Source organism: Moraxella bovis (genome assembly GCF_002014975.1).
Taxonomy (GTDB): domain Bacteria; phylum Pseudomonadota; class Gammaproteobacteria; order Pseudomonadales; family Moraxellaceae; genus Moraxella; species Moraxella bovis.
This window is the reverse complement of sequence record NZ_MUXV01000022.1, coordinates 1-24,061: the sequence shown is the minus strand read 5'-3', so window position 1 is coordinate 24,061 and position 24,061 is coordinate 1. Positions and strand designations below refer to the sequence as shown.

The following is a 24,061-nucleotide window of genomic DNA, read 5'->3' as shown; positions in this document are numbered from 1 at the left end:
TATCCTATTACAATTAAATTTACATGATTAATTTGCGAAAGTTAAAATGGCATATTGATTTTAACCTATTTAATACCTTTCTTTAATTCACGCATTTTTGCCACAGCATTATCAAAATCTTGTTTTGCTTGATTGATGATGTTATTCATTTCTTGCTGTATGCGTAAATCCATGATTTGACAATCTTTTTGATTGTACCAAGATTGGATTTTTTCATAACGTTTTTGAAAAACTGATTTTGGCAAATTTTGGCATTTTAATGTTAAAAATAATACCCAATCCTGCTCACGCTTTTCATCGCCATTGCAATGACGGCACGCCAACACAAAATTATGCTTGTGATTTGTACCGCCATCGCTGATTGGGATTAAGTGGTCTAAATGTCCGCTTCGTTCAGTGATTTGACAATCGCAATACGCACAGCGATGATTAAAATATTGCCAAATTTGCCGTTTGTCGCTGGTTGTGGGATAGCCAAAAATAATTTGCGACAAGCTTCGCCCAATGGCGTTTTTTGCCCTTGACGGAGTCACGGACATTAAATCTCAATCCCGTCAATACTCATCACGGTATGCAAATCTTTATCGCCACGCCCTGACAGATTGATAATTATAGACTTATCTTTATCCATGGTTTTGGCAAGTTTTAACGCATAAGCGACCGCGTGCGAGCTTTCTAGGGCAGGGATAATGCCTTCGGTTTTGGTCAAAATACGAAAGGCTTCTAGAGCTTCATCGTCATTGATGACAGGGTAATTGACACGCCCAGCGTCCTTTAAAAAGCTATGCTCAGGCCCTACACCAGGGTAGTCAAGCCCTGCCGATATGCTGTGCGTGTGCAAAATTTGACCATCATCGTCCGCCATAAGGTAGGTACGATTGCCGTGCAACACGCCCACACGCCCTGCATTTAGGGGGGCAGAATGCTCGCCTGTGTCAATGCCGTGTCCGCCTGCTTCCACGCCATAAATCGCCACATCATCGTCATTCAAAAACTCATAAAACAGCCCCATGGCATTAGAGCCACCACCCACGCAAGCGACCAAAGCGTCAGGTAATTTGTTTTCTTTTTCAAGGTGTTGTAAACGAGCCTCTCGTCCAATAATTGCCTGAAAATCTCGCACCAAAAGCGGGTAAGGGTGCGGACCTGCCACCGTACCAATCACATAATAAGTATCGTCCACATTGGTTACCCAGTCTCGCATCGCTTCGTTCATTGCGTCTTTAAGCGTGCGAGAGCCACTCGTTACAGGCACGACTGTCGCCCCCAAAAGTTTCATACGATAGACATTCATTTTTTGGCGTTCTACATCGTCCGCCCCCATATAAACCACGCATTCCAACCCCAGTCGTGCTGCGATGGTGGCTGTCGCCACCCCATGCTGACCCGCCCCTGTCTCGGCAATGATACGCTTTTTACCGACCAATTTTGCCAAAAGTGCCTGACCGATGGTGTTATTGACCTTGTGTGCACCTGTGTGGTTTAAATCTTCTCGTTTAAGATAGATTTTTGCCCCGCCTGTTTCCGCTGTTAAGCGTTTGGCAAAATACAAAGGCGTGGGACGACCGACATAATTCACCAAATCGTCATTATACTCTGCCCAAAATTCTGGGTTATTTTTGACCGATAAATAAATGCGTTCTAATTCTTCCAACGCACTCATCAAAGTTTCGGACACAAAGCGTCCACCGTGGATACCAAAATGCCCTGATGTATTGGGGAATTGGGTGTAGTCTGTCATAGGGATTTTCCTTTAATTTTTCACCAAATAACATCAATTGGAAATGCCATTATTTCATTATCACAACTGATTAATGTTAAATTTTCAATTTGAGCTTGAGCGGACAACATTCTATCAAATGGGTCTGAATGTTTTAAGGCGTATTCGCCTGATAATTTGGCGTGTCGCCAATTTACCGACAAAGGTTTAAAATCAGCATCAATCATTAGCTCTTCAAAATTTTCTAATATTTTTTGAGCTTTGCCTAATTTGCCTTTTCGGTGTTTGGTTGCCATTTTCCAAACACTTGCCGAACTGACATAAATTTGATTATCATCATTGGTTAAAATATCAATGGCTGTTCTGGATAATTTCTCAGGTTCGGTATAATACCACAATAAAGTATGGGTATCTAACAAATATCGCTTTACCATTTTTCCAATTCATCCTTATCCAAAGGCTCATAAAAAGCAGGGTCAGCTTTATAATCAGACAATCTGCCTAATTGTTGTTGGCGTTTGCTGATTTTTGCTTTTGGTTGTTCATGGATTGAAAATGGCTCGTCCAAAAATACAACCATAACTTGACTGGGTTTATCAAATGGCGGTAATTCATTTAATGAAATTTTACCACCTTGATAAATGCCGCTAATTGTATAATGCATAATTTTTCCTATATATCCTTCACGACCGTCAATCCCGCAAAAGTTTGGGCGGCAGGCATGACTTCTAGTCGGTTAATATTAATATGTTTGGGCTGATTGATAAGCCATAATACCATATTACTAATGTCTTCAGGGCGAATAAATTCCACATTTTCATAAACCTTGCCCGCACGGTCATCATCGCCATAAAAACGTACGTTACTAAACTCCGTGCCACCGCACAAACCAGGTTCTACGTTTGTAACTCGCACTTTTTTGCCAATCAAATCGGCTCGTAAATTGAGACTAAACTGCGTAACAAATGCCTTAGTCGCCCCATAGACATTCGCTCCAAAATACGGATAATTGCCTGCCGTTGATGAGATATTGATGACATAGCCGTCATTTTTGGCAACCATAAATGGTAAAATCTCGTGCGTGATATTAACAAGCCCCAAATTATTGGTATTTATCATCGTTTGCCAATCGTTAATATCCGCTTTATCGGCAGATTCCAAACCAAGTGCCAACCCTGCATTATTGATAAGCACATCAATATTTGCCAAAATGTCATTAGGCAAAGTTTGCAAAGCCATTTTTGTGGCGGATATGTCGCCAATATCAAAGCACAGCGGAATAAAATTATCACCAAGGTCGTTTTTTAATTCATCAAGTTTATTTTGACGGCGACCTGTGCCAATAACGGCAAAGCCGTTTTTAATACAATCAATGGCAATTTGTTTGCCAAAACCTGATGTTACGCCTGTGATTAGAATGTTCATAGATTTTTCCTTAAATAAATGGATTGATGATTTTTATGGGTAAATTTGCAAAATCTTTTTCATTGCGAGTTACCAAGATAAGATTATGATATTTAGCAATGCTGGCAATCCAAGCGTCATTCTCTGCTCGTGGATTTGGTGTATGAAATTCGGCACAAATCAAACTAATATCAAAATTAATGGATAAAATTCTACCACCAAAATAAGGCATTACAAAATTATCAAACCATTCTTTTAAATGCTTGCCTTGCATTGGGTCTTTTCGCTCTTTTCATAAAACGCCACAATATAATTCCATTATCACGACATCAAAAGTAAAAATTTGACTTTTTGGTTTGTCTTTTATCCAATCTACAACACCTAGATTGGCTTTGCCTGATTTGATTTTGCGTAATTCTGAAATAATATTATTATCCAACAAATACATCAATCAAGCTCCAAAAAGCGATTTTGGCTGGAAATAGGGTCGACTTCATCAAACTCAATATCCGATACATCAGCCCCATCATAAGCAATTGCCCATTCGTATAAGGTTTGGTTATTATCCATTTGATTACCTATGGTGCTCGCAACAATTTTTCCTTGATTAACAAAGTTAATTTGTTCGCCTTGTATGATGGCTTGTTGCACCATTATGAGTAATAAACTAATTTCTACAATCATATTTACTCTTCTTATCTTATCTGATTAATAATTGCGTGACTATCTTTGGTTAAAATTTTGGTGATTATACCATACTTAACGCACATAATGCATATGCACAAAAACCAAAAAATAATCCAACATAAAAACAATATTAACCAAATTAACCTTCTATATCTAAAATACCAAAATCCAGAACCCAAACTTAGCATAAAACACGCAGATAAAAAATAAGTTTGTTTAATAGCTTCAACGCCTTCATGATAAGTGGTTCTAGCACCCCTAACACCGCCAATGCTAATTGCCTGTTCAGTTAAGGCAATAAAAATCATCGTGCCAAATACTATCATTCCCAAAATACCAGCACACCAAATGATGATTTTTAGACTTTTATCGTGATTGTCTCGAATGATTGGTTTGCCAATTTGACTCATTTTATTTTACCATATTTTTTATAAACTCACTCATTTTAATTTCACACTTCACCCCCTTTTCCTTTTCAATTCCCCCACTGACATCAACGCCTTTTATTTTTGCCATTAATGCTTGATTGTTCACAATTTCGCCAATCGCATCAGGCGTTAATCCCCCTGCCAAATAAATCGGCAAAGGCGAATTGTCAGGGATTTTTGTCCAATCAAAGACAAGCCCTGTTCCGCCATACGCCGTATCGCTAAAAGCATCCAAAATCACGCCACTTGCTCCGTACGCTTTTAATGCGTTGATTTGATTTAACAGCGTGTCGCTGGTGTCGTCATTTTTTACCCGAATGGCTTTTATCCAGCGTTTATTAACCGCACGGGCAAGCGTTTGGCACTTAGCAGGCGTTTCATCGCCGTGAAATTGGATAATATCAAAGGCGACTTCTTTTGCCAAATTGACAAGTTCATCCTGCCCCATATTGACGACCAAAGCAACAATCGTGGTAAACGCTGGCACGGCTGACACAAGCGTCTGGGCGGTGGCAATGCTGACAGCACGGGGGCTTAGCGGATAAAACACCAGTCCCACCGCATTCACGCCAAGAGCAATGGCGGTCTGTAAATTGTCCGTGCGAGTAAATCCGCAGAATTTGACGGCTAAGTTTTTCATTTTAACGACTTATTTATGGGGTAAAATTTTCTTAACTTACCATTATTTTGTGTGATTGTCTATGGTCTGTGAGACTATTTTCTAAGAGATTTTAATTTATAATAAAAATTAATTAAATATTCATTTTTTATGATAATTATCCAATAATCAATGACATAAAATCCTTGTCTTTTTGGCAAAAAGTAGGTATTATTAACTTCACTGATATATTCATTAATTTTTATGATATAAATCATTGTGGCGATAGCCATTAATTAAATCAATGAATGTACCTTTCACTCAATCCATACTTGACCAACCTAAGGAATATGCCATGACTATCCAGTCCGCCATCGCCAAAGTCGAGCAAAACTACGCTCATCAGCCAGAATTCATCCAAGCCGTCAAAGAAGTCGCCATGACTATTGAGAAGGTCTATGCCGACAACCCAAAATTTGAGACCCTACAAGTCTTTGAACGCCTATGCGAGCCTGACCGTATCATCTCTTTTCGTGTCAATTGGGAAAACGACAAAGGCGAGATTCAGGTAAACCGTGGCTGGCGTGTCCAATTTAGCAACGCCATTGGTCCATATAAAGGCGGTATCCGCTTTCACCCAACCGTAACCGAGGGTACCTTAAAATTCTTGGGCTTTGAGCAGATTTTCAAAAACGCCTTAACAGGCTTGCCTATGGGCGGTGCTAAAGGTGGCTCTGACTTTGACCCCAAAGGCAAAAGTGAGGCTGAAATCCGCCGTTTTTGCTATGCGTTCATGCGTGAACTTCACAAAAATGTCGGCAAAGACATGGATGTACCAGCAGGCGACATCGGTGTGGGCGGTCGTGAAGTGAACTATATGTTTGCGATGTATAAAAACCTAACCCGTGAATTTGAAGGCGTACTCACTGGCAAAGGCGTGGGTCACGGTGGCTCGCTCATTCGTACCGAAGCGACTGGTTATGGTCTCGTGTACTTCCTTGACAACATGCTAAAAGTCAATAACGACAGCCTAGAAGGCAAAACGGTGCTGGTATCAGGTGCAGGCAACGTGGCTCAATATGCTGCCGAAAAATGCCTACATTTGGGCGGTAAAGTCATCACCTTCTCTGACTCAAAAGGCACGCTTGTGGATAAAGACGGCTTTACGGCAGAGAAAATCGACTGGGTCAAAAATCACAAAGCCAACGGCAAGGCATTGGCGGATTATGTCGCAGAATTTGGTGGCGAGTGGCTGGCAGGAGAGCGTCCTTGGCAGTTTGATGCTGATGTGGCTCTGCCTTGTGCCACCCAAAACGAAGTCAGTGAGGCAGATGCTCACGCCCTAGTCAAACATGGCGTAAAATACGTTGCCGAAGGTGCAAACATGCCACTGACTGCCGAAGCCATCGATGTGGTGCGTGAGCATGGTGTTGCCTATGCCCCTGGTAAAGCTGCCAACGCTGGCGGTGTGGCGGTGTCTGGCTTAGAGATGAGTCAAAACTCAGTGCGTAAATATAAGTCGTTTGAAGATTTGGACTTAGAACTACAAAAAATCATGAAAAACATTCATGAAAGTGCGTTGGAAGCTGGCAAAAAATACGGCACAACCGAAGGTACGATTGACTATATGACAGGTGCGAACGTGGCAGGCTTTACCCAAGTTGCCAATGCACTGGTGGCGTACGGTTATCTATAAATCGCTGACTTGCGTGAATTGTTAATAAAGAAAATCCGTCCAATATGGGCGGATTTTTCTATTACCTTAGTGCAGGTCTAGCTTTTGTATATTTGCAATCAAAAATGAGAAAAATCGCCCATTTTCATTGCAAATACAAAAGGCGGGCACGCCCTAATTTTGTGTCTAAAAATTACCAATTTTTTAAAAACATAATTTTATCTGCTAAAAATTAAATATAGCGCGATTGCTCTGAAAATACCATCAAGAAATATTCCCAAATCCTCCAAACTTTGCTAAAATGACTTAATTTGTTTTTTTGGTAAGTAAAAAAGGATAAAAAATGCACTCCACCCCCAGTCTAAACCTTAGTCCAAATGACCTAACCGCCAAACTGCACCGCTCCCAATCCGCCCCCCAGCTTACGCCTGACGGCAAACTCTGCCATTTTTTAAGCGTGGAAGGGTTAAACAAAGACATTTTGACCCAAATTATCCATAAAGCGGGCAGTTATTTGCTCCCAAACGGTCAAATCCAAAACTCCACCGAGCTTGACGGCTGTACGGTGATGAACCTATTTTTTGAAAATTCCACCCGCACCCGCACCACTTTTGAAGTCGCCGAAAAACGCTTGGGGGCAAATGTCCTAAACCTTGACATTGCCAAATCGTCCACGAGTAAGGGCGAGAGCCTTGCCGACACGCTGTGGAATTTGCAGGCGATGACGGCGGATATGTTTGTGGTGCGTCATTATTCGTCTGGGGCGATGCACTTTATGGCAGAGAAGGTCTGCCCAAGCGTTGCCGTTATTAACGCAGGGGACGGTCAGCACGCCCACCCCACGCAGGCGATGCTGGATATGCTGACCATTCATCGTGAAGCCAAAAAGCCCTTTGACGAGCTGTCCGTTGCCATTATTGGCGATGTTAAGCACAGTCGTGTCGCTCGCTCGGACATTTGTGCTTTGCAGACTTTGGGCGTGAAAGACATTCGGGTGGTCGCCCCCAAAACCTTACTCCCCAAAGGCATTGAACGCTATGGTGTGTCGGTGTTTGACGATATGGACAAGGGCATTGCAGGCGTGGATGTGCTGATTGGACTTCGCATTCAAAATGAACGCATTGGTTCGCCCCTTTTGCCGTCCACTGCTGAGTATTTTAAAATGTATGGCATTACCGACAAACGGCTTAAACTCGCCGACAAAGACGCAATCGTAATGCACCCTGGCCCGATGAATCGTGGTGTGGAAATTGCGTCCGATGTGGCGGATGGCGTGCAATCGGTGATTTTAAAACAGGTCAATAATGGCATTGCCGTTAGAATGGCGGTAATGGCAATGGCAATGGAAGGGCAAAGAAGTTTGAGAAACTAAGGATAAAAAATGACAGCAATTACCCTTAATTTATCAGATAATTTGGTTTATGAGGCTAAACAAGCAGGCATTTATAATGAAGTGCTTTTGACGCAAACTTTAAATGAATTTTTAAAAACACAATTAAGCAACAAACAAAAATCAAAATCCGAAGTTTATGATTTTATAATGAGTTTGCCGAAAGCCAATTATGCCGATGACGGATTAACCATTCAACAAAAATTGCGAGATGAATGGTAATGTGTTTATTGGACACTAATTTTGTTATCAATTTACAAAAGCGTAAGTCTGACGAATTGCAATTTTTATTGGATAATCAGGTAAAATTTGATGAATGTTTTGTTAGTGTGATTACAAAACTAGAAGTTTTGGGATTTCACGGTCAAATTGCTGATGAAAAAGTGGATATGGAAAAACTAATTGGTAACTTTCGTTGTTTTGAGTTGGATTTTGTTATTCAACAAAAAACCATTGAAATCAGAGAACAGCGAAAAATAAAACTGCCAGACAGTATTATTTTGGCAACTGCTTTGGTTAAAAACAAACGATTGGTTACGGCTGATGTTAAATTAAATTCGGCTTATCAGTTTTTTAAAGGAAATTAATAATGTCCGCCCTAGAAAAAATCGCCCACCTCTCTGAACAAGAGTATTTATCTTATTATGATAAATTGCAGGGGCAAAAATATGAATTGGTTGACGGTCATATTTATGCCCAAGCAGGGGCAAGCCGTACGCATAATAAATTGGCGGTTAATGTTGGCACAAAATTGCAAACGCATTTAAAAAACAATCCTTGCCAGCCTTATATCAGCGATTTAAAGGTAAAGGTAGAAAATAACTATTTTTATCCTGATGTGGTGGTAAATTGTGGCGATGATGAGTGTATTGCCGATAAACCGATTTTGATTATTGAAATCTTATCCAAATCTACCGCCTTTTTGGACAAAACCAAAAAACTTTGGGAATGTGCCCAATTAGAAACCGTACAAGAATACGCCACCGTTGAACAATCTTTTAAACAAATCACTTTATATCGCCGTGAAAACGATTGGCAAGCCGAAATTTTTGAAACGGGCGAGATTTATTTTAAAAGCATTGATTTGATTGTAAATATTGATGAAATTTATCAAGGAATTTTGGTCAATTGATGTTGGTTTTAACATTGGGCGTAAGGTGTGTATGATGCACCGTATTTTAACCATTTAATAATAGAATAATGATGTTTAAAAAACTTTTGATTACCTTATTATCATTAAGTTTGGCACCTTATGCAATGGCTGAAACTCTAACAGGTTTTTATGGAAATCCAATTCCAAAAGAGCAACAGCAAGAAATGGAAAGGCAAGTTAAGGAATTAGAACTTCAAGCCAACACGGGAAATATAGAAGCAATTTCTGAACTTACTCAATTTTATTTATATTCTGGCAATAAACAAAAAACCCTTTATTGGGTTGATAAAATGGTGGAAAATGGCTATCCAGATGCTTTGACGATATTAGCCGATGCTTATGAAAATGGCTATTATGGGTTTGAAAGAAATACCGAAAAAGCATTTGAATATTATTTAAAAGTAGCCAATTTAGGAGAATTGCATTCACAATTATGGCTTATAGATTATTATCTTGGTAGAAGGGTGGTGGAAGGTGGCTTTTGTAATTGTGGCAATATAGATTATCAAAAAGCCTTAGAATGGGCAGAAAAAGCCAGTAAACTAGGTTCTAGTGAAGCGAACCGAAAGATTGCTGAAATTTATCTTAATCGTGATGAAAACAACCCAAATTATCAAAAGGCAATAGAATATTATAATTTGGCAATTAAACAAATAAAAGTAGAGCTAGAAAAACAGCCAACTTACAGTAGTCATAAATTGCATTTGGTTTGGTCTTATACTGATTTGGGTGAAATTTATTATCAATTAAAAGATTATCAAAAAGCTAAATTAAACTTTGAAAATGCCATTGATGTGGCTGATTATCATTCATCTAGGGCTTATTATGGATTGTCATTGCTTTATCATCATGGTTATGGCGTACCAAAAAATATTAAAAAAGCCGATGAATTGCATAAAAAATCTTGTGAACTTGGTTATGTACCTGCTTGCGAAAATCAATAAACTTAAAAAGATGAGAATTTTATGAAAAACCTACTCCCCCCCACTTGGCAATCGCCAACCCTAACCAAAAGCGACACAGACGACAAATGGCTTATTCCGCCCATTGTGGATTTGTGCGGTGTGATTGCAAATGACGAACACGCCACGATAGAGAGCGAGAGCATTTCGGCATATCACAATGGTATTTTGCACATTTGTACACCGCCTGCCAGCTCTCGCCCACTGGACAACCCATCTTTGATTGACGACATTCGCCACAAGGCAAGTAAATCAGGCGTAAAGCTCTATGCCATTGGGGCTTTGACCGCATCGCTTGGCGGTGAAAAACTTGCCAACATTGCAGGGCTAAAACCCAAAACGATAGCGGTGTCCAATGGGCGATCTGGGTTTGCGAGTGATGATGTACTTTTGCGAGCGTTGGAATACGCCAAAACCTTTGATGTTAAAGTGTTTTTTTACCCAGACGAGCCGAGCCTTACCAAAGATGGCGTGGCTCACGATGGCTATGTGGCAAGCTATCATGGTCTTTCGGGCATTCCGTGGATTGCCGAGACGGTCGCCCTTGCCAAACAGCTTCTTATCGTCGAAGAAACGGGCGTGTCGGCTCATTTTAGCCAGATTAGCTGTAAATCGTCTGTGGAACTCATTCGCACCGCTAAGGCAAAGGGCTTGCCCGTTACCTGTGATGTGGCGATGCACCAGCTTCATCTGACGGACGATGCGATTGACGGCTACAATACTTTGGCGTTTGTCTATCCGCCTCTTCGCTCCGAGACTGACAAGCGGGCATTGATTAAGGGCTTGCAGGACGGCACGATTGATGCGATTTGTTCTCATCATCAGGCGGTTTCTATGACCGCCAAACTTGCCCCATTCCCCGAAACCACCGCTGGGATTAGCAATTTTGATACTTTTGTCAGTTTGGGGTGTCAGCTGGTGGCGGACGGCATTTTGACCGCCGAACAACTGGTGGAAAAGATTTGCACCAATCCTGCCAAAATCGCAGGCATTGAAACGATTTATCACGAAAAAGGCGGGGCGGTGCTGATTGACCCAAACTGCGAGTGGACGATCAGCGATGAGACGATGTTGTCAATGGGCAAAAATACGCCGTTTACTAACCAAACATTGGTAGGTAAAGTAGAAAAAGTATTTTTTGATTGATTGTATAAATTAAAAAATCATTTACTATTTAAATTACCTATCAAATAAAAAGACTTACTATATGTAAGCCTTTTTTTGTTTATAAAAACTTAGCAATGGACATTATTTTACAAAGAAATAAAATTATCAAATAATAAAAAATATTATTTACTTTTAAAAATAAAAATGTTAATATTATTGCCAGTTTATTACCAATCCTTACATGATGTAGGGTTTGTTCCTTTGTTTTGATAGTTATATTTTGCTATTTAGGTGATTTTATGAAACAAAAAACCTTTGCACTACGTCATCTGACCTTTGCAGTCATTGGCACGATGACAGCGACCGTTGCCATGGCAAACACTGCCGAGAGCGGGCCGACGGTTGATTTGGGGCATGAAGTGATTACCATTGACCGTCAAGGCACCAAAGTTAAGACGAACGTGGTAACTTTGCAAGAAAAAGATGAGTCTACCGCCACAGGACTGCGTGAACTTTTAAAGTCTGAACCTGCCATTGATTTTAGTGGCGGTAATGGCACATCATCTTATCTAACCATGCGTGGTATGGGTCAAAACTCCATTGATGTTAAAGTGGATAACGCCTACTCTGACAGCCAAATCTTATATCATCAAGGTCGTCATATGCTAGACCCTAGCCTTGTCAAAATCGTCTCTGTACAAAAAGGTGCAGGTTCGGCGTCTGCTGGTATCGGGGCGACCAATGGTGCGATTGTTGCCAAAACAGTAGATGCTCAAGATTTGCTAAAACACACTGATAAAGACTGGGGTGTGAAAGTTAATGCGGGTTATAGCAGTAATGATGAACATAGCTATGGCGTAACAGGCTTTGGCAAGGCAGGTAACTTTGACTTTTTGGTTGATTATAACGAAACCAGTCAAAATAATTACAAACCTGGTAAAAAAACAGGTCAAAAAGACAGTGCAACACCACCTGGCAAATATCGTAGCTCCTACACTGCCAGCACAAACCCAGCTCCTGCCTCAGAATGTGCCTATCGTACTAAAAAAGATGGCACTATTACAGATACGTTTTGTAAAGACCCAAATCACCCCAGTGATGAAGTGGCATTCCAAGCAATGGATAAAGAAAGCTACTTAATTAAAGCAGGTTACAATCTGGGTGAACATCGTTTTGTACTTAGCCATTTTAACACAACCAATAAAGGTATGCGTAACGTACGTGAAGAATTTGATTGGGTTGTTATTCCAGGAGAGCTAGATACTTCAACCAAGGTTAAACTTGACAAAGAAGGTAAGCCAAAGGCTGGTGCCATCAACTATGGTGGACATCGTAAATTATCCATGCAAAACACCAACCTTGAATACAAAGGCAAAGCAGGATTGTTGGGTGAGGCAGAAGCCAATGTTTATTTTATGAAAAATGAACGCAAATCTGGCAATGATAAATTCAGTGGTTATGCAGGCAATGTAGATGCTCCAAACGACACTTCGGTTAAAACCACAGGAGCAAATTTAGGTTTTGATAAATACATCAATGATGACACACTATTTAAATATGGTGCAAACTATCGCCATCAAGAAACCACCCCTAACCGTGCTCACAACGACAAACTACAAACCACAGAAAAAGATGATATTGGTGTGTATGGTGAGATTATTGCTGATATTGGCAATTTTACCTTAACGGGAGGTATGCGTTATGATCACTTCAATTATACTTCTATCAGCAACAAGAAAGTTTCTGATGGTGCATTCAATCCAAGCGTAGGCATTATTTGGCAAGCCACGCCCGATCTTAGCTTCAATGCTGTGCACAACTACGCCACTCGCAGTCCACGTCTTGTAGATGCTCTGCTATCATCAGGAAGTCGTGCTGCTGATATTGCTGATGGTACAAAAGCAGAACAAGCCAAAAACACCGAGATTGGTTTTAACTACAACAACGGCAATCTATCAGTTGATGGTACCTATTTTTGGCAAGAGATTGATAATCTGCTAACCAGTGGTGCACGTCATCGCCCAGGTGATGAACATAATACAATCTTTAATGTGGGATTTGCCAAAAATAAAGGGTATGAAATCAATACTCGTTATAGATGGAATGGCTTTACTGCTCGCTTAGGTGTGGCTGAGAGCGATCCTGAATATTACAGTGGTAACAATGCAGAGGGCAAACCAATCCGCTTTGATAACCGTGAATTTGGTAGTAACATTGGTCGTACTTGGACAGCAGGTCTTGCCTATCGCTTTGCCAATCCAAATTTAGAAATTGGTGTCAATCACCGCAAAGTTGATGATGTAAAAGGTCAAAGTGCCTACATGACCCCAATCTCAGGCTCTCGTGGTAACAACTTAAATCTAATCAAGTATGGTTATGACGTAACTGACATTTATGCCAACTGGAAACCATTCAATAACGACAAATTAAATGTAAACTTTGCCGTTAACAACGTCGGTGATGAGTTCTACTATTCACACTCTGCTATCAAGGGTTTGCCTGGTGCTGGTCGTGAATACCGTGTCGGTGTAAACTTCACTTACTAATCTTTTACCAATCCTACCCTGAATATTGTCCTTTTCTCCACCACCCAACTTTCATGTTTGAAGGTTGGGTTTTTAATCATTAAAACAAAGGATAAATAAAAAGTTTTGTGAAAAATTGGTTATATCGCTAGCATTGTAGCGGGTGTTTGCGATAAACTGATGGTGGTAGTGTGTTGTTTTGTTAATTTGTCTTGGCTTTTGTAAACTTTGTGTCACTAAAAGCGGTTATCATGCTATTGTATTATAAGCAAGGCATGATTTTTGCAAGGCTGTTAGCTGGATTTATTTTCCATTGTAAAAATTTATCTGTAATATTGGTTTTAATTTAAGGGGCGTATATGCATCCAAATTCTTTTATGGTATTTAACCATTACATGACCAGTCCAATAGGCTCGGTTATTGGGGCGATTTTGATTTTCTTGGTGGGCTATTTTGCCGCCTTAATTTTTGGCTCTTTGACCAAAAAAGTCTTAACCAAAATCAATCTTAATCAAAAAATGAACACTCAAACAGGCAAAACCTACGATTTGCATAGCCTACTTAGCAAAATCGTCTTTTGGTTTGTGTTTGTGATAGCCATCTCGGCAGCTCTAAATCAGCTTAATCTTGCCACCATCTCAGCACCGTTTGCCAACATGGTCAATCAAGTACTGCTATTCGTGCCAAACCTGCTTGCCGCTGCTGCCGTGGGTGTGATTGGCTGGGTGGTTGCCATCGTTACCAAAAACGCCACATTGGCAGGTCTATCCAAAACTACGCTAGATGAGAAATTAGCTCAAGAAGCATCAGTTAAACCCATGAGTGGCACGATTGCTGATATGGTGTATTGGCTGATTTTGCTTGTGGTGCTCACCATGGTACTGGGTCGTTTGGGTCTAAACGGACTATTCACACCACTGACCAACATGATTGATAAGATGTTTGCCTTTGTGCCAAATATCTTTATCGCAGGCGTGATTTTCTTTATCGGCTTTGTTGTTGCCAAGATTGTTAAGGGCATTGTCTCTAACTTGGTCGGTTCGCTAAACATCCAAGCCCTAGCCACTCGTGCAGGCATCAGCGAGAAAAACAGCTTGCCAAATATCGCAGGTTCGCTGGTGTTCTTATTTATCATTGTGCCGTTTACCATTGCTGCCCTTGATGCCCTAAAAGTAGAAGCCATCAGTCGTCCTGCCACCAACATGCTTAATAAAATCATGTCCGCCTTGCCAAACGTCTTTACGGCGGCGGCGATTTTGGTGGTTACCTATTTTGTGGTGCGTATGGTTGCCGACATCATCAAAGGGCTACTTCAAAACACCCAAGTGGACGCACTACCTGCCAAGCTTGGTGTACAAGAAGCCCTAGGCGAGCAAAAAGTATCAGGCCTGGTGCGTTGTGGTATCATCTTCTTTGCCATGCTGTTCGCGTCTGTGGCAGCCGCTGATGTGCTAGGCTTTGTCCAAATCAGTGACATCGTCACAAGCTTTATCCACTTTGGCGGTCAGATTATCCTAGGTGCGGTTATCTTGGTTATCGGTTTTTGGCTCTCTGGCATTGTTGCTGGCGTGATTGAGCGTTCACAGCAAGGCTCAAAATGTCTAGCCAACATCGTGCGTACGCTGATCATCGGGCTTGTGCTTGCCATGGGTCTAAAAGCGATGGGTATCGCTGATAGTATCGTGAACCTCGCCTTTGGTCTAACGCTAGGCTCTGTGGCGGTGGCGTTTGCCCTTGCCTTTGGTCTGGGCGGTCGTGAAGCAGCAGCTCGCTATCTGGCTCGTATGCAAGACAAGCTAGAAGCCGAAAGCGACAACAAAATCATTTTACCAACCGATGAAACCACCAAAACAGAAGTATCATCAACGTTTAATAGCGATGATTTGAAAAAATAATCAGCTCATCATACAAAAACCCAAAAGTGTTATGCTTTTGGGTTTTTTATTGCCATAAAAAAGCAAGGTATGTACTGTACTAAAAACAAAAAACAGCCCATTTGGACTGTTTTTTTCGTGTCAAATATCACACACGAGACAGATATTCTCCCGTACGGGTATCTACTTTAACCACTTCATTTTGTTGGACAAATAGTGGCACACGCACCACCGCCCCTGTTTCTAGTTTGGCAGGCTTACCGCCACCGCCTGAGGTGTCGCCACGCACACCAGGGTCGGTCTCAACGATTTCAAGCTCCACGAAGTTTGGCGGAGTAACCGACAGTGGCGAGCCGTTAAATAGGGTAATGGTGCAACGAGCGTTTGAGTTTTCTTTTAGCCATTGTGCTGAGTCGCCCATGGCGTTTTTGTCGGCTTGCATTTGCTCAAAGGTCTCAGGGTGCATGAAATGCCAAAACTCGCCGTCATTGTACAAGTATTCCATCTCGGTATCCACCACGTCCGCCCCTTCTAGGCTGTCGCCTGATTTGAAGGTTTGTTCTAGGACTTTACCGGTTTTTAGGTTACGCAGTTTGACACGGTTAAAGGCTTGACCTTTACCGGGTTTGACGTATTCGTTCTCTAGGATAGAGCAGGGGTTGCCGTCAAGCATGACTTTTAAGCCTGCTTTAAAATCATTGGTAGAAAAACTTGCCATGAAAATTACCTTAAAAAATAAAAATAAAAAGTAAAATGCGTTATAATGACGCATTTTAACCGTCTATTATACTGAAAATTACTAAGTTTTGTCAAAAATGAACGACATTTTTTTTAATCAGCCCAACTGGCAAAAAGAGTTATCGAATGCCATAAGCGACGTGGCAAGCCTTTACGAGTTGTTAGAATTGCCCTTACCAAACGAATTTCATGCCCCTACCAAGTTCCCCTTAAGAGTGCCACACGCCTTTATCCAAAAGATGAAAAAGGGCGACCCCAACGACCCTTTATTACGTCAAATCCTACCCGACATTGCCGAGAGTTTGCCTGTGGCGGGCTATACTGCCGACCCATTGGACGAAAATACTCATAACCCTATCAAGGGATTATTGCACAAATACCAAAGCCGAGCCTTAATCACGGTAACGGGGGCGTGTGCGGTGCATTGTCGTTATTGTTTTCGTCAGCATTTTGACTATGGGGCAAATTTGCCAAACAGCCAAGACATTCGCCAAATCTGCCACTATATCGCCAATGACAAAAACATCAATGAAGTGCTATTAAGCGGGGGCGACCCATTAAATATTAACAATCGCCGTTTTAATGAATGGATTAGGGCGTTGTCTGATATTGATAATATTAAGACCATTCGCATTCATACCCGACTGCCTGCGATATTGCCAAACCGTATTGATGATGAGTTTATTGATATATTGGCACATTGCCCAAAAAATATCGTCATGGTGCTACATATCAATCACGCCAATGAAATAGACAACGCCCTTGCCCAAAAATGCCAAACCCTAAAAAAACATGGCGTGGTATTATTAAATCAAAGCGTGTTATTAAAAGGGGTTAATGATAATGTAGAGATATTGTGCCAATTAAGCCATGCGTTATTTGATATTGGGGTGTTGCCGTATTATTTGCATATTTTGGATAAAGTGGCAGGGTCGGCTCATTTTGATTTGCCGACAGACAGAGCGATACAGATTTATTGGCAACTTTTGGAAAAATTATCGGGCTATCTTGTGCCGAAACTGGTGCAAGAAGTGGCGGGTAAACCATATAAAGTGCCGATTGATATTTATAAAAATTGTTAAATTTAAAAATCGCCTAATTTGATATTAAGCGATTTTTTATTAATATTAAGATTAATTTAAATAATGATTTAAGGTTAATTTAATCATCATTTGCTGATTTTTTAACTGTTTTGGCCTGTCCGTCAATGGTGGTGCGAGAATTACCATAATTACCGCCAAAACCGCCATTACCAAAGGGATTGCCTTGTCCAAAAGGGTTATTGGGGTTCACACCGCCCATGTCACCAAAGGGGCTTTGTCCACCCATTTGTTTTGCCATCATTGCCATCATTTTTTCTTGGTTGTTCATGGCGTAGTTTTTGGCTTTGGTGGTCAGCACCTTTTGAATGGCAGGTAGGAGTAGCAAAAACGCTCCGATGTCGGTCAAGATGCCCGGTAGGACAAACAAAATCCCTGCAATGCCGATCGCTACTGATTTGGTAATGGTGGACTCGGGGGGCTGATTGGCAGGGTTGGGGATAACGCCATTTTTCATCTGCTGGGCCATGGGGTTTAGAGTGCTGGCAGCTTTTTTGATGAGTGCCAAGCCAATAAAAAACGCCACAACAAACCACAAAAACACAAGCCAACCGCTCATAAATTGAGCCAACAGATACCAAATCAGCATTTCAATGATGAACCACACCAAAGCAATACCCACAACAACGCCCATACGTTTTCCTTATTAGTTTAGAAATTTAACACAAAATAGTTTATAATACCAAATGTTTGTGCTAACGCCAACTTTTTAAAGGCAAGGGTAACAATTTTTAACATTTATCTTTTAATATTTTTTGGGTAGATTTCATTAATATGACACTCATCATCGGCATAGACCCTGGCTCTCGCATGACAGGTTATGGCATTGTGCGTGCGGTGGGCGACCGCTTGACCTTTATAGATGCAGGGACGATACGCACTGACAGCACGGATATGCCGGTGCGCATCAGTCAGATTTTTAATGGCATTGCACGCATTGTCGGTCATTATCAAAAATACCACGATGAGCCCATACATTCTGCCATTGAGCAGGTGTTTATGGCGACCAACCCTGATAGTGCCCTAAAGCTCGGGCAGGCTCGGGGGGCGGCGATTGCGTCTTTGACGGCACAGGGTTTGACGGTGTCAGAATACACCGCTCGGCAAATCAAGCAGGCGGTGTGTGGCTATGGGGCGGCGGACAAAGAGCAAGTAACGGCAATGGTGTGTCGTCTGCTCGCCCTTGATGTTGTGCCACAAGCGGATGCGGCGGACGGGCTGGCGTGTGCGATTTGTCATGCTCATTCTAGCCATTCCATGCACAAACTTTTGGGCAACACTGCCCTAAAAGGTCGCTCGGCAAGTAAGAAAAAAGGGCGTTGGCGACTGTCTGAGACCGATTTGCTAAGCCAAAATAAACTGATAAAGCCACAATAGTTAAGGCATGCCTGCCCTTTGTAATACAATTGCATTTTAAAATTTGTAGAAACAGAAAAGACAAGCATACTCTAAGGCGATGATTTTTAATTGTCGCTTTTTTATAAAAATGAAAATCTAAATTTAAAACGATAAGGTAAAAATATGTCATTCTTTCCCAAATTCACCCCCTACAAAGGCGACATTGCCACAAGTCCTGTTGCCACCTATGAATACTTGCCCCCTGCTCAGACGGTCATGCTTGGCATTCAGCACGTCCTTGCCATGTTTGGGGCGACCGTGCTTGCCCCCATTTTAATGGGCTTTGATGCCAATCTTGCCATTATGATGAGTGGGATTTGTACGATTTTGTTTTTTGTCATGACAGGCGGACGAGTGCCGAGCTATTTGGGGTCGTCCTTTGCCTTTATTGGCGTTGTGGCGGCGGCGACCGCTCATGCGACAGGCTCTGGGGCGAACCCCAATCTTGGCGTGGCACTCGGTGGCATCATCGCTTGCGGTGTGGTCTATGCCTTGATTGGTTTTATCGTCATGGGAACAGGCACTCGCTGGATTGAAAAGCTCATGCCCCCTGTGGTAACAGGTGCGGTCGTCATGATTATCGGACTAAACCTTGCCCCCGTTACGGTGTCAAGCGTGGCAGGTAAGCCCTTTGAGCTTGCTATGACACTAGTTACAGTGCTTTGCATGAGTGGTATTGCGGTGTTTGCCAAGGGCTTTGTAAAAAGACTCCTGCTTCTATTAGGTCTGGTGCTTGCTTATGCTATTTATGCCGTTGTCGCCAATGGCATGGGGTTTGGTAAGCCGATTGATTTTGGTGTGATTGGGCAGGCAAGCTGGTTTGGCGTGCCAAACTTCTCCGCTCCTGTGTTTGACATGAACGCCATGCTTATCATCGCCCCTGTGGCGTTTATCCTTGTGGCGGAGAACTTGGGGCATATCAAGGCGGTGGGGGCGATGACAGGCGAGAATCTTACCCCACAGCTTGGCAAAGCATTCGTGGCGGACGGTGTGGCAACAGCACTCTCGGCAGGGGTAGGCGGTACTGGCATGACGACTTATGGCGAGAACATTGGGGTCATGGCGATTACTCGGGTGTACTCTACGCTCGTGTTTGTTGTGGCGGGGGTGTTTGCGATTTGTCTAGGCTTGTCACCAAAATTCGGGGCGTTAATCCAAACCATTCCCACGCCTGTGCTGACAGGTGCGTCCATTGTCGTGTTTGGTCTGATTACCATTGCAGGAGCGAAAATTTGGATTGACAATAAGGTGGATTTTAGTGATAACAAAAACCTGATGGTCGGGGCGATTACCGTGATTTTGGGCACGGGTAATTTTGGTTTGATGATTGGTTCGTTTGATTTGGGTGGTATCGGCACGGCAACCTTTATGGCGATTTTGTTAAATTGGGTGCTGGGGATGGGTAAGGATAAAGATGGGATTATGTAGAGCTACATAGAACTGACCAGAACTGATGCACGATGGGACAAAGTGGGCATGGTAAGTTTTTGGTATTCATACTAAAAGAATTGGGGGCAAGCCCTAATACAGTCCTACCCACCACAGCCGTAATTTTAACAGCCAAAGCGGTGCAATGCCTGTAAAACTTTGAGCGACTTTGCCATCATCTAATATCACAAAGGATGGTGTTACCTGTCCACCCCACTCGCCAAATACCGCCCCATGTTGGTCATTGATGGTATAAAAATCATAGCCGTGTTTGTTCATATAAGCAAGTAATTCATTGTCATCGCCCGATGACACTGCCACGCTTAGCACATCACGACCATCAGCGTGCAGGGCTTGGACGTTAGGGCTGGTTGTGCGACACACCCCACACCACGACCCCCAAAAGTAGATAAGCACAGGCGTATCATAACTTTGTGAGACGACATCGACCACCTGCCCTGTGCTGTTTTGATAGACAAGTTTGGGACTGTCAGGCATGACAGGCGACCGCCACAGATTGACCGCTGTGTAGATGACGACAAACATCACAAGGTAAGTCAAGGCGGAAAATAAAGTTTTGCGAAGTTTTTTTATCATTTTACAAATAAAAACTGTCTTATAGCTAACGAACTTGATATTTACCACAGGCTTTGTAAGGGTGTGCTGTACACACCTATGAAAATAACGGCATATTAAAGGACGTGCTCAGCACGTCCCTACATTTATATATCATAAATTTGTGGTAATTTAAAACTCTTTGATGAATTTATTAAGATGGGTTTTTAAATTTAACAATCCTTAACTATCAAAAATCTTACCACGGTTCATAATCCCATTAGGGTCAAACACCGCCTTCACCGCTTTCATGTATTCAATCTCGGCAGGCGAGCGAGTGTAGTCTAGATATGGCTTTTTGGTCATGCCCACGCCATGCTCGGCACTGATTGAGCCTTTGTATTTTTTGACCGTTTCAAAGACGTATTTATTGACCGTTTGGCATTTGGCAAAAAAGTCGTCTTTGGTGAGATTGTCAGGTTTTAGGATATTTAGGTGCAAATTACCATCGCCAATATGCCCAAACCAGCAAATCTCAAAATCCGGATAATTGTCCTTGACAATCTGCTCAATGTCATTGATAAAATCGCCCAAATGCGTAATCAGCACCGACACGTCATTTTTGTAAGGGGTAAACGCCGAAATCGTCTCAGAAATGCTCTCACGCAATTTCCAAAGTTCATGCAGTTGCCCCACGCTTTGGCTCATCACACCGTCTTCAATAAGACCGTCTTCGGTGCAACTTTCAAATACACTCATGGCGGTGTCTAGCACGTCATCGGAGACGGCTTCAAATTCTAGCAAAACATAAAAAGACGTACGGCTCTCAAAGGGTTCTTTGGCGTGTCCTGCGGTCAATACCTTATCGATTGCCACGCTGTCAAAAAATTCAAAAGCGGTCAAATGTAACGCCTTGCCAAACTTATCAAGCAGTTTGACCACCGAACCAAAATCAGGCACACCCAAAACCATTGCCGTTAGATTCACAGGCTGTTTTTCAAGTTTTATCAATGCACGAGTTACAAAGCCAAGCGTGCCTTCTGCTCCGATAAACAGATGACGAAAATCGTACCCTGTGGCGTTTTTTAGCATACCGCCATTTAGCTCCAAAATGTCGCCCTTGCCTGTTACCACCGTCAAGCCTAGGATTTGGTTACGAGTCATACCATAGCGGATTACCTTAATGCCACCTGCGTTGGTGCCGATATTACCCCCGATTTGGCTTGACCCCGATGAGGCAAAATCCACCGCATAGTATAGATTTTTGGATTCGGCAAACTCTTGCAAGGCTTTGGTGACCACGCCAGCTTCGACCTCCACCATGCGGTCGGCTTCATAAAACGTGCCAATGGCATTCATTTTATCAAAACTTACCACCACTTCACCATTGCTTGCCACCGCCCCTGCCGATAAGCCTGTCCGTCCACCGCTTGCTACAAGGCAGATGCTATGGGTGTTGGCAAGGCGGACGATGTGGGCGACTTGTTCGGTTGTCTTGGGAAAAACAACGGCATTTGGGGCAGGAGCAAAATGCTTTGTCCAGTCCTTGCCCCAGTTGTCTAGGCTGTCAGGGTCGGTTTTGATTTGGCTGTCGTCAAGTATATGACGAACCTCATCCAAAAACGTGGTGTGGGTCATGATGGCTCTCTATGTCTCATTAAAATTTGAAATGTATTAATATCATACAATGACGCATTATAACCTTTCAAACGTGCGGTGTAAACGACAAAAAAGTTGTGATATTAACAACAAAAAATTAAGCACTCATCCAAAAAACACACTGTAACAAAAACCAAAAAGACAGCTTAAACAAAAGTTAATATTTTACGGTTTGAAGACGCAAACTGGGTGTTTCATTATATTAACCATGGGTGGGTGCAGCATGGTTTTTTGGCTACTACCATATCTTCAATTATCACAAAAACCCCAAAAATCACTCTCCGGCGTTCAAAAGCATAAGGGGCAAGTGGGGTGGTTGCCGAAAAAGCGGCGTAGGATTTGACAGGGTGGGTCATTTTGTGTTCCTAACTGGTTAATAAATGGGGGGTATTATAAGGGATTTGGATTATTGGCGATAATGGATAATTTTGATAGGTAGGTATTAGTTGGGGTTATAAATGAGAGGGGTTGGGCTGAAATTTGCATAATGATAAAAATTTTGGCAATTATGCTATACTAACTTGCAGATTTAAAACAATTTATCACAAAGGCAAACAATGGCAAAATCCACTTTTTTCAGGCAGGCTACTGCACCCACCCTGCTTGCGTGGCGGTGCGTGGGGCAGGATTTGGGGCGTGTGAATTTCCTGCTCGGGTGTTTTTATTGGAAGCCAATGGACGCTTTTGGCTGTGGGACACAGGCTATGCCGAGCATTTTTTGCCAGTCGGGGCGTGTATGCCTTGTACGCCAAAATCACGCCTGTGTTTTTTAATCCGTCCCAACACATTTGCCATCAATTACAAGAATTTGGCTTGAACATTAGGGAGTTGGAAGGCGTGATTATTTCCCATTTTCATGCCGACCACATTGCAGGCTTAAAGGATTTTGCCAACATTGCCTTGATTGGCAGACGGCTTGCCTTGGATTTTTTAAGACCCTTAAAAGGCATTAAAGCCCTAAAACAAGGCTTTTTACCCGATTTAATGCCAACCGATACAGAGAGCCGATTTGTGGCGGTGGAGCAATTTTTACCCAAAGCCCTACCACAAAACCTATGTCTTGATATGCCACACGCCCCCAAAACGGCTTGGGAATTACCCCACAGCAATGGCGAGATTTTGCTTGTGCCACTTGATGGACACGCCATTGGGCAGATTGGGGCGTTTGTTTTGACCGATACGGGCTGGGAGCTGATTGGGTCCGATTCGGCGTGGTCAGCACAGAATTTTTTGGGGTCGCCCCCTGCCAAAATCAGCCATTTGAGTATGCACGATGTTCCTGCGTTTTATCGCACGCTGTCGCAGTTGTCTAAGTGGCATGGGCGTGGCGTGGCGATTCATTTAAGCCATGAATTTGGCGAGAAACTTGGTTGATTTTGTAAAACAAATGGCATACAATAGGATTATCTGTAAAAACCTCACCCGTTATTTACACTTTGTTTAAAATAAAACTCTAACCATTCATAAGGCGTAAAAGTCAAAGTTTTTCCTGTAATCTCATCTTTTTTGGTTAAAGATGAATGTGGTCTAACAGTGTTATAGAAATTAAGAAATCTGGTTAATTCTTGCTTTCTATGTTCACTGCTGACAAACTCATGTTGATGATGCCAAAGCTCCATCAATGTTCGTATCTCCTGTTCAGCTTTGCCATTGGTTTGTG

Annotated in this window: 27 protein-coding genes; 13 read left to right on the top strand and 14 right to left on the bottom strand. The window is 42.3% G+C overall.

Going from position 1 to position 24,061, the window contains the following annotated elements:
* Window positions 1-65: 65 nt before the first annotated feature.
* From B0182_RS05170 to B0182_RS05130, 9 genes are all read right to left on the bottom strand, one after another.
* Window positions 66-539: an HNH endonuclease gene (locus tag B0182_RS05170; protein ID WP_078273904.1), complete on the bottom strand. Its 474-nt coding sequence runs from the start codon at window positions 537-539 to the stop codon at window positions 66-68.
* Window positions 539-1,741, bottom strand: coding sequence for a tryptophan synthase subunit beta (gene trpB, locus B0182_RS05165; protein WP_078273903.1), 1,203 nt, complete (start codon window positions 1,739-1,741; stop codon window positions 539-541). Before trpB ends, B0182_RS05170 begins: the two co-directional genes overlap by 1 nt.
* A gap of 20 nt (window positions 1,742-1,761) precedes the next feature.
* A complete protein-coding gene (locus B0182_RS05160) occupies window positions 1,762-2,139 on the bottom strand; it encodes a type II toxin-antitoxin system VapC family toxin (RefSeq protein WP_208624043.1) in 378 nt (125 codons plus the stop codon).
* Window positions 2,140-2,147: 8 nt separating this feature from the next.
* Window positions 2,148-2,384 carry a hypothetical protein gene (locus tag B0182_RS05155; protein ID WP_078273901.1) on the bottom strand — a complete coding sequence of 79 codons (237 nt, stop codon included), beginning with the start codon at window positions 2,382-2,384 and terminating at the stop codon, window positions 2,148-2,150.
* A gap of 8 nt (window positions 2,385-2,392) precedes the next feature.
* Window positions 2,393-3,145 carry an SDR family NAD(P)-dependent oxidoreductase gene (locus B0182_RS05150; RefSeq protein WP_078273900.1) on the bottom strand — a complete coding sequence of 251 codons (753 nt, stop codon included), beginning with the start codon at window positions 3,143-3,145 and terminating at the stop codon, window positions 2,393-2,395.
* Between the two features lie 10 nt (window positions 3,146-3,155).
* The gene (locus B0182_RS14600; protein WP_208624044.1) at window positions 3,156-3,398 is read right to left on the bottom strand and encodes a PIN domain-containing protein; all 243 of its coding nucleotides are present in this window, start codon (window positions 3,396-3,398) and stop codon (window positions 3,156-3,158) included.
* A gap of 173 nt (window positions 3,399-3,571) precedes the next feature.
* Window positions 3,572-3,808: a hypothetical protein gene (locus B0182_RS05140; RefSeq protein WP_078273899.1), complete on the bottom strand. Its 237-nt coding sequence runs from the start codon at window positions 3,806-3,808 to the stop codon at window positions 3,572-3,574.
* Between the two features lie 11 nt (window positions 3,809-3,819).
* Complete coding sequence (locus B0182_RS05135; RefSeq protein WP_078273898.1) at window positions 3,820-4,221, bottom strand: hypothetical protein; 402 nt, start codon at window positions 4,219-4,221, stop codon at window positions 3,820-3,822.
* Between the two features lies 1 nt (window position 4,222).
* Complete coding sequence (locus tag B0182_RS05130) at window positions 4,223-4,879, bottom strand: phosphoribosylanthranilate isomerase (protein ID WP_078273897.1); 657 nt, start codon at window positions 4,877-4,879, stop codon at window positions 4,223-4,225.
* A gap of 313 nt (window positions 4,880-5,192) precedes the next feature.
* Between B0182_RS05130 and gdhA the strand changes: the two genes are divergently transcribed.
* The 9 genes from gdhA to B0182_RS05090 all read left to right on the top strand — a co-directional run bounded on the left by gdhA (window position 5,193) and on the right by B0182_RS05090 (window position 15,544).
* On the top strand, window positions 5,193-6,533 hold the full coding sequence (gdhA, locus tag B0182_RS05125) for an NADP-specific glutamate dehydrogenase (RefSeq protein ID WP_078273896.1): 1,341 nt from the start codon (window positions 5,193-5,195) through the stop codon (window positions 6,531-6,533).
* A gap of 322 nt (window positions 6,534-6,855) precedes the next feature.
* Window positions 6,856-7,884 carry an aspartate carbamoyltransferase catalytic subunit gene (locus B0182_RS05120; RefSeq protein ID WP_078273895.1) on the top strand — a complete coding sequence of 343 codons (1,029 nt, stop codon included), beginning with the start codon at window positions 6,856-6,858 and terminating at the stop codon, window positions 7,882-7,884.
* A gap of 9 nt (window positions 7,885-7,893) precedes the next feature.
* The gene (locus B0182_RS05115) at window positions 7,894-8,124 is read left to right on the top strand and encodes a hypothetical protein (RefSeq protein WP_078273894.1); all 231 of its coding nucleotides are present in this window, start codon (window positions 7,894-7,896) and stop codon (window positions 8,122-8,124) included.
* A gap of 8 nt (window positions 8,125-8,132) precedes the next feature.
* Window positions 8,133-8,489 (top strand): type II toxin-antitoxin system VapC family toxin, encoded by a 357-nt coding sequence (locus tag B0182_RS05110; protein ID WP_158079638.1) that lies wholly within the window; start codon window positions 8,133-8,135, stop codon window positions 8,487-8,489.
* Between the two features lie 2 nt (window positions 8,490-8,491).
* Window positions 8,492-9,034 (top strand): Uma2 family endonuclease, encoded by a 543-nt coding sequence (locus B0182_RS05105; protein ID WP_078273892.1) that lies wholly within the window; start codon window positions 8,492-8,494, stop codon window positions 9,032-9,034.
* Between the two features lie 71 nt (window positions 9,035-9,105).
* Entirely contained in the window at window positions 9,106-9,999 is an 894-nt protein-coding gene (locus tag B0182_RS13880; protein ID WP_158079637.1) for a tetratricopeptide repeat protein, read from the top strand.
* Window positions 10,000-10,020: 21 nt separating this feature from the next.
* Complete coding sequence (locus tag B0182_RS13875) at window positions 10,021-11,163, top strand: dihydroorotase (RefSeq protein WP_143821669.1); 1,143 nt, start codon at window positions 10,021-10,023, stop codon at window positions 11,161-11,163.
* A 260-nt stretch (window positions 11,164-11,423) separates the two neighbouring features.
* Complete coding sequence (locus B0182_RS05095; RefSeq protein WP_078273891.1) at window positions 11,424-13,670, top strand: TonB-dependent receptor domain-containing protein; 2,247 nt, start codon at window positions 11,424-11,426, stop codon at window positions 13,668-13,670.
* Window positions 13,671-14,044: 374 nt separating this feature from the next.
* Window positions 14,045-15,544 (top strand): mechanosensitive ion channel, encoded by a 1,500-nt coding sequence (locus tag B0182_RS05090; protein ID WP_425319927.1) that lies wholly within the window; start codon window positions 14,045-14,047, stop codon window positions 15,542-15,544.
* A gap of 127 nt (window positions 15,545-15,671) precedes the next feature.
* Here the strand turns inward: B0182_RS05090 and efp are convergent, their stop codons facing one another.
* Window positions 15,672-16,241, bottom strand: coding sequence for an elongation factor P (gene efp / locus B0182_RS05085; RefSeq protein WP_029103061.1), 570 nt, complete (start codon window positions 16,239-16,241; stop codon window positions 15,672-15,674).
* A 97-nt stretch (window positions 16,242-16,338) separates the two neighbouring features.
* On the opposite strand from efp, the gene epmB reads away from it, so the two are divergent.
* Complete coding sequence (epmB, locus tag B0182_RS05080; RefSeq protein WP_078273889.1) at window positions 16,339-17,343, top strand: EF-P beta-lysylation protein EpmB; 1,005 nt, start codon at window positions 16,339-16,341, stop codon at window positions 17,341-17,343.
* A 79-nt stretch (window positions 17,344-17,422) separates the two neighbouring features.
* Here epmB and B0182_RS05075 read toward each other — a convergent pair whose 3' ends face one another.
* Window positions 17,423-17,995 carry an FxsA family protein gene (locus B0182_RS05075; RefSeq protein WP_078273888.1) on the bottom strand — a complete coding sequence of 191 codons (573 nt, stop codon included), beginning with the start codon at window positions 17,993-17,995 and terminating at the stop codon, window positions 17,423-17,425.
* 140 nt (window positions 17,996-18,135) lie between these two features.
* Between B0182_RS05075 and ruvC the strand changes: the two genes are divergently transcribed.
* Window positions 18,136-18,738: a crossover junction endodeoxyribonuclease RuvC gene (gene ruvC, locus B0182_RS05070; RefSeq protein WP_078273887.1), complete on the top strand. Its 603-nt coding sequence runs from the start codon at window positions 18,136-18,138 to the stop codon at window positions 18,736-18,738.
* Between the two features lie 144 nt (window positions 18,739-18,882).
* Window positions 18,883-20,187 (top strand): solute carrier family 23 protein, encoded by a 1,305-nt coding sequence (locus B0182_RS05065; protein ID WP_078273886.1) that lies wholly within the window; start codon window positions 18,883-18,885, stop codon window positions 20,185-20,187.
* Window positions 20,188-20,280: 93 nt separating this feature from the next.
* Here B0182_RS05065 and B0182_RS05060 read toward each other — a convergent pair whose 3' ends face one another.
* Together B0182_RS05060 and B0182_RS05055 are read right to left on the bottom strand one after the other, a co-directional pair.
* Complete coding sequence (locus B0182_RS05060) at window positions 20,281-20,784, bottom strand: redoxin family protein (protein ID WP_078273885.1); 504 nt, start codon at window positions 20,782-20,784, stop codon at window positions 20,281-20,283.
* A gap of 201 nt (window positions 20,785-20,985) precedes the next feature.
* Window positions 20,986-22,380, bottom strand: a complete 1,395-nt coding sequence (locus tag B0182_RS05055) for an FAD-binding oxidoreductase (RefSeq protein WP_078273884.1) — start codon at window positions 22,378-22,380, stop codon at window positions 20,986-20,988.
* Between the two features lie 711 nt (window positions 22,381-23,091).
* Between B0182_RS05055 and B0182_RS05050 the strand changes: the two genes are divergently transcribed.
* On the top strand, window positions 23,092-23,775 hold the full coding sequence (locus B0182_RS05050) for an MBL fold metallo-hydrolase (protein ID WP_280522578.1): 684 nt from the start codon (window positions 23,092-23,094) through the stop codon (window positions 23,773-23,775).
* 44 nt (window positions 23,776-23,819) lie between these two features.
* Here the strand turns inward: B0182_RS05050 and B0182_RS14595 are convergent.
* Window positions 23,820-24,061 (bottom strand): integrase core domain-containing protein (locus B0182_RS14595; RefSeq protein WP_211271630.1); only part of this gene is annotated, 242 nt, incomplete at its 5' end.

Excerpts from the sequence above, each read along its gene's own strand:
- B0182_RS05170 (WP_078273904.1), bottom strand. The coding sequence starts at position 539 with ATGTCCGTGACTCCGTCAAGGGCAAAAAACGCCATTGGGCGAAGCTTG.
- trpB (WP_078273903.1), bottom strand. The coding sequence starts at position 1,741 with ATGACAGACTACACCCAATTCCCCAATACATCAGGGCATTTTGGTATC.
- B0182_RS05155 (WP_078273901.1), bottom strand. The coding sequence starts at position 2,384 with ATGCATTATACAATTAGCGGCATTTATCAAGGTGGTAAAATTTCATTA.
- B0182_RS05150 (WP_078273900.1), bottom strand. The coding sequence starts at position 3,145 with ATGAACATTCTAATCACAGGCGTAACATCAGGTTTTGGCAAACAAATT.
- B0182_RS14600 (WP_208624044.1), bottom strand. The coding sequence starts at position 3,398 with ATGCAAGGCAAGCATTTAAAAGAATGGTTTGATAATTTTGTAATGCCT.
- B0182_RS05140 (WP_078273899.1), bottom strand. The coding sequence starts at position 3,808 with ATGATTGTAGAAATTAGTTTATTACTCATAATGGTGCAACAAGCCATC.
- B0182_RS05135 (WP_078273898.1), bottom strand. The coding sequence starts at position 4,221 with ATGAGTCAAATTGGCAAACCAATCATTCGAGACAATCACGATAAAAGT.
- B0182_RS05130 (WP_078273897.1), bottom strand. The coding sequence starts at position 4,879 with ATGAAAAACTTAGCCGTCAAATTCTGCGGATTTACTCGCACGGACAAT.
- gdhA (WP_078273896.1), top strand. The coding sequence starts at position 5,193 with ATGACTATCCAGTCCGCCATCGCCAAAGTCGAGCAAAACTACGCTCAT.
- B0182_RS05120 (WP_078273895.1), top strand. The coding sequence starts at position 6,856 with ATGCACTCCACCCCCAGTCTAAACCTTAGTCCAAATGACCTAACCGCC.
- B0182_RS05115 (WP_078273894.1), top strand. The coding sequence starts at position 7,894 with ATGACAGCAATTACCCTTAATTTATCAGATAATTTGGTTTATGAGGCT.
- B0182_RS05105 (WP_078273892.1), top strand. The coding sequence starts at position 8,492 with ATGTCCGCCCTAGAAAAAATCGCCCACCTCTCTGAACAAGAGTATTTA.
- B0182_RS13880 (WP_158079637.1), top strand. The coding sequence starts at position 9,106 with ATGTTTAAAAAACTTTTGATTACCTTATTATCATTAAGTTTGGCACCT.
- B0182_RS13875 (WP_143821669.1), top strand. The coding sequence starts at position 10,021 with ATGAAAAACCTACTCCCCCCCACTTGGCAATCGCCAACCCTAACCAAA.
- B0182_RS05095 (WP_078273891.1), top strand. The coding sequence starts at position 11,424 with ATGAAACAAAAAACCTTTGCACTACGTCATCTGACCTTTGCAGTCATT.
- B0182_RS05090 (WP_425319927.1), top strand. The coding sequence starts at position 14,045 with ATGACCAGTCCAATAGGCTCGGTTATTGGGGCGATTTTGATTTTCTTG.
- efp (WP_029103061.1), bottom strand. The coding sequence starts at position 16,241 with ATGGCAAGTTTTTCTACCAATGATTTTAAAGCAGGCTTAAAAGTCATG.
- epmB (WP_078273889.1), top strand. The coding sequence starts at position 16,339 with ATGAACGACATTTTTTTTAATCAGCCCAACTGGCAAAAAGAGTTATCG.
- B0182_RS05075 (WP_078273888.1), bottom strand. The coding sequence starts at position 17,995 with ATGGGCGTTGTTGTGGGTATTGCTTTGGTGTGGTTCATCATTGAAATG.
- ruvC (WP_078273887.1), top strand. The coding sequence starts at position 18,136 with ATGACACTCATCATCGGCATAGACCCTGGCTCTCGCATGACAGGTTAT.
- B0182_RS05065 (WP_078273886.1), top strand. The coding sequence starts at position 18,883 with ATGTCATTCTTTCCCAAATTCACCCCCTACAAAGGCGACATTGCCACA.
- B0182_RS05060 (WP_078273885.1), bottom strand. The coding sequence starts at position 20,784 with ATGATAAAAAAACTTCGCAAAACTTTATTTTCCGCCTTGACTTACCTT.
- B0182_RS05055 (WP_078273884.1), bottom strand. The coding sequence starts at position 22,380 with ATGACCCACACCACGTTTTTGGATGAGGTTCGTCATATACTTGACGAC.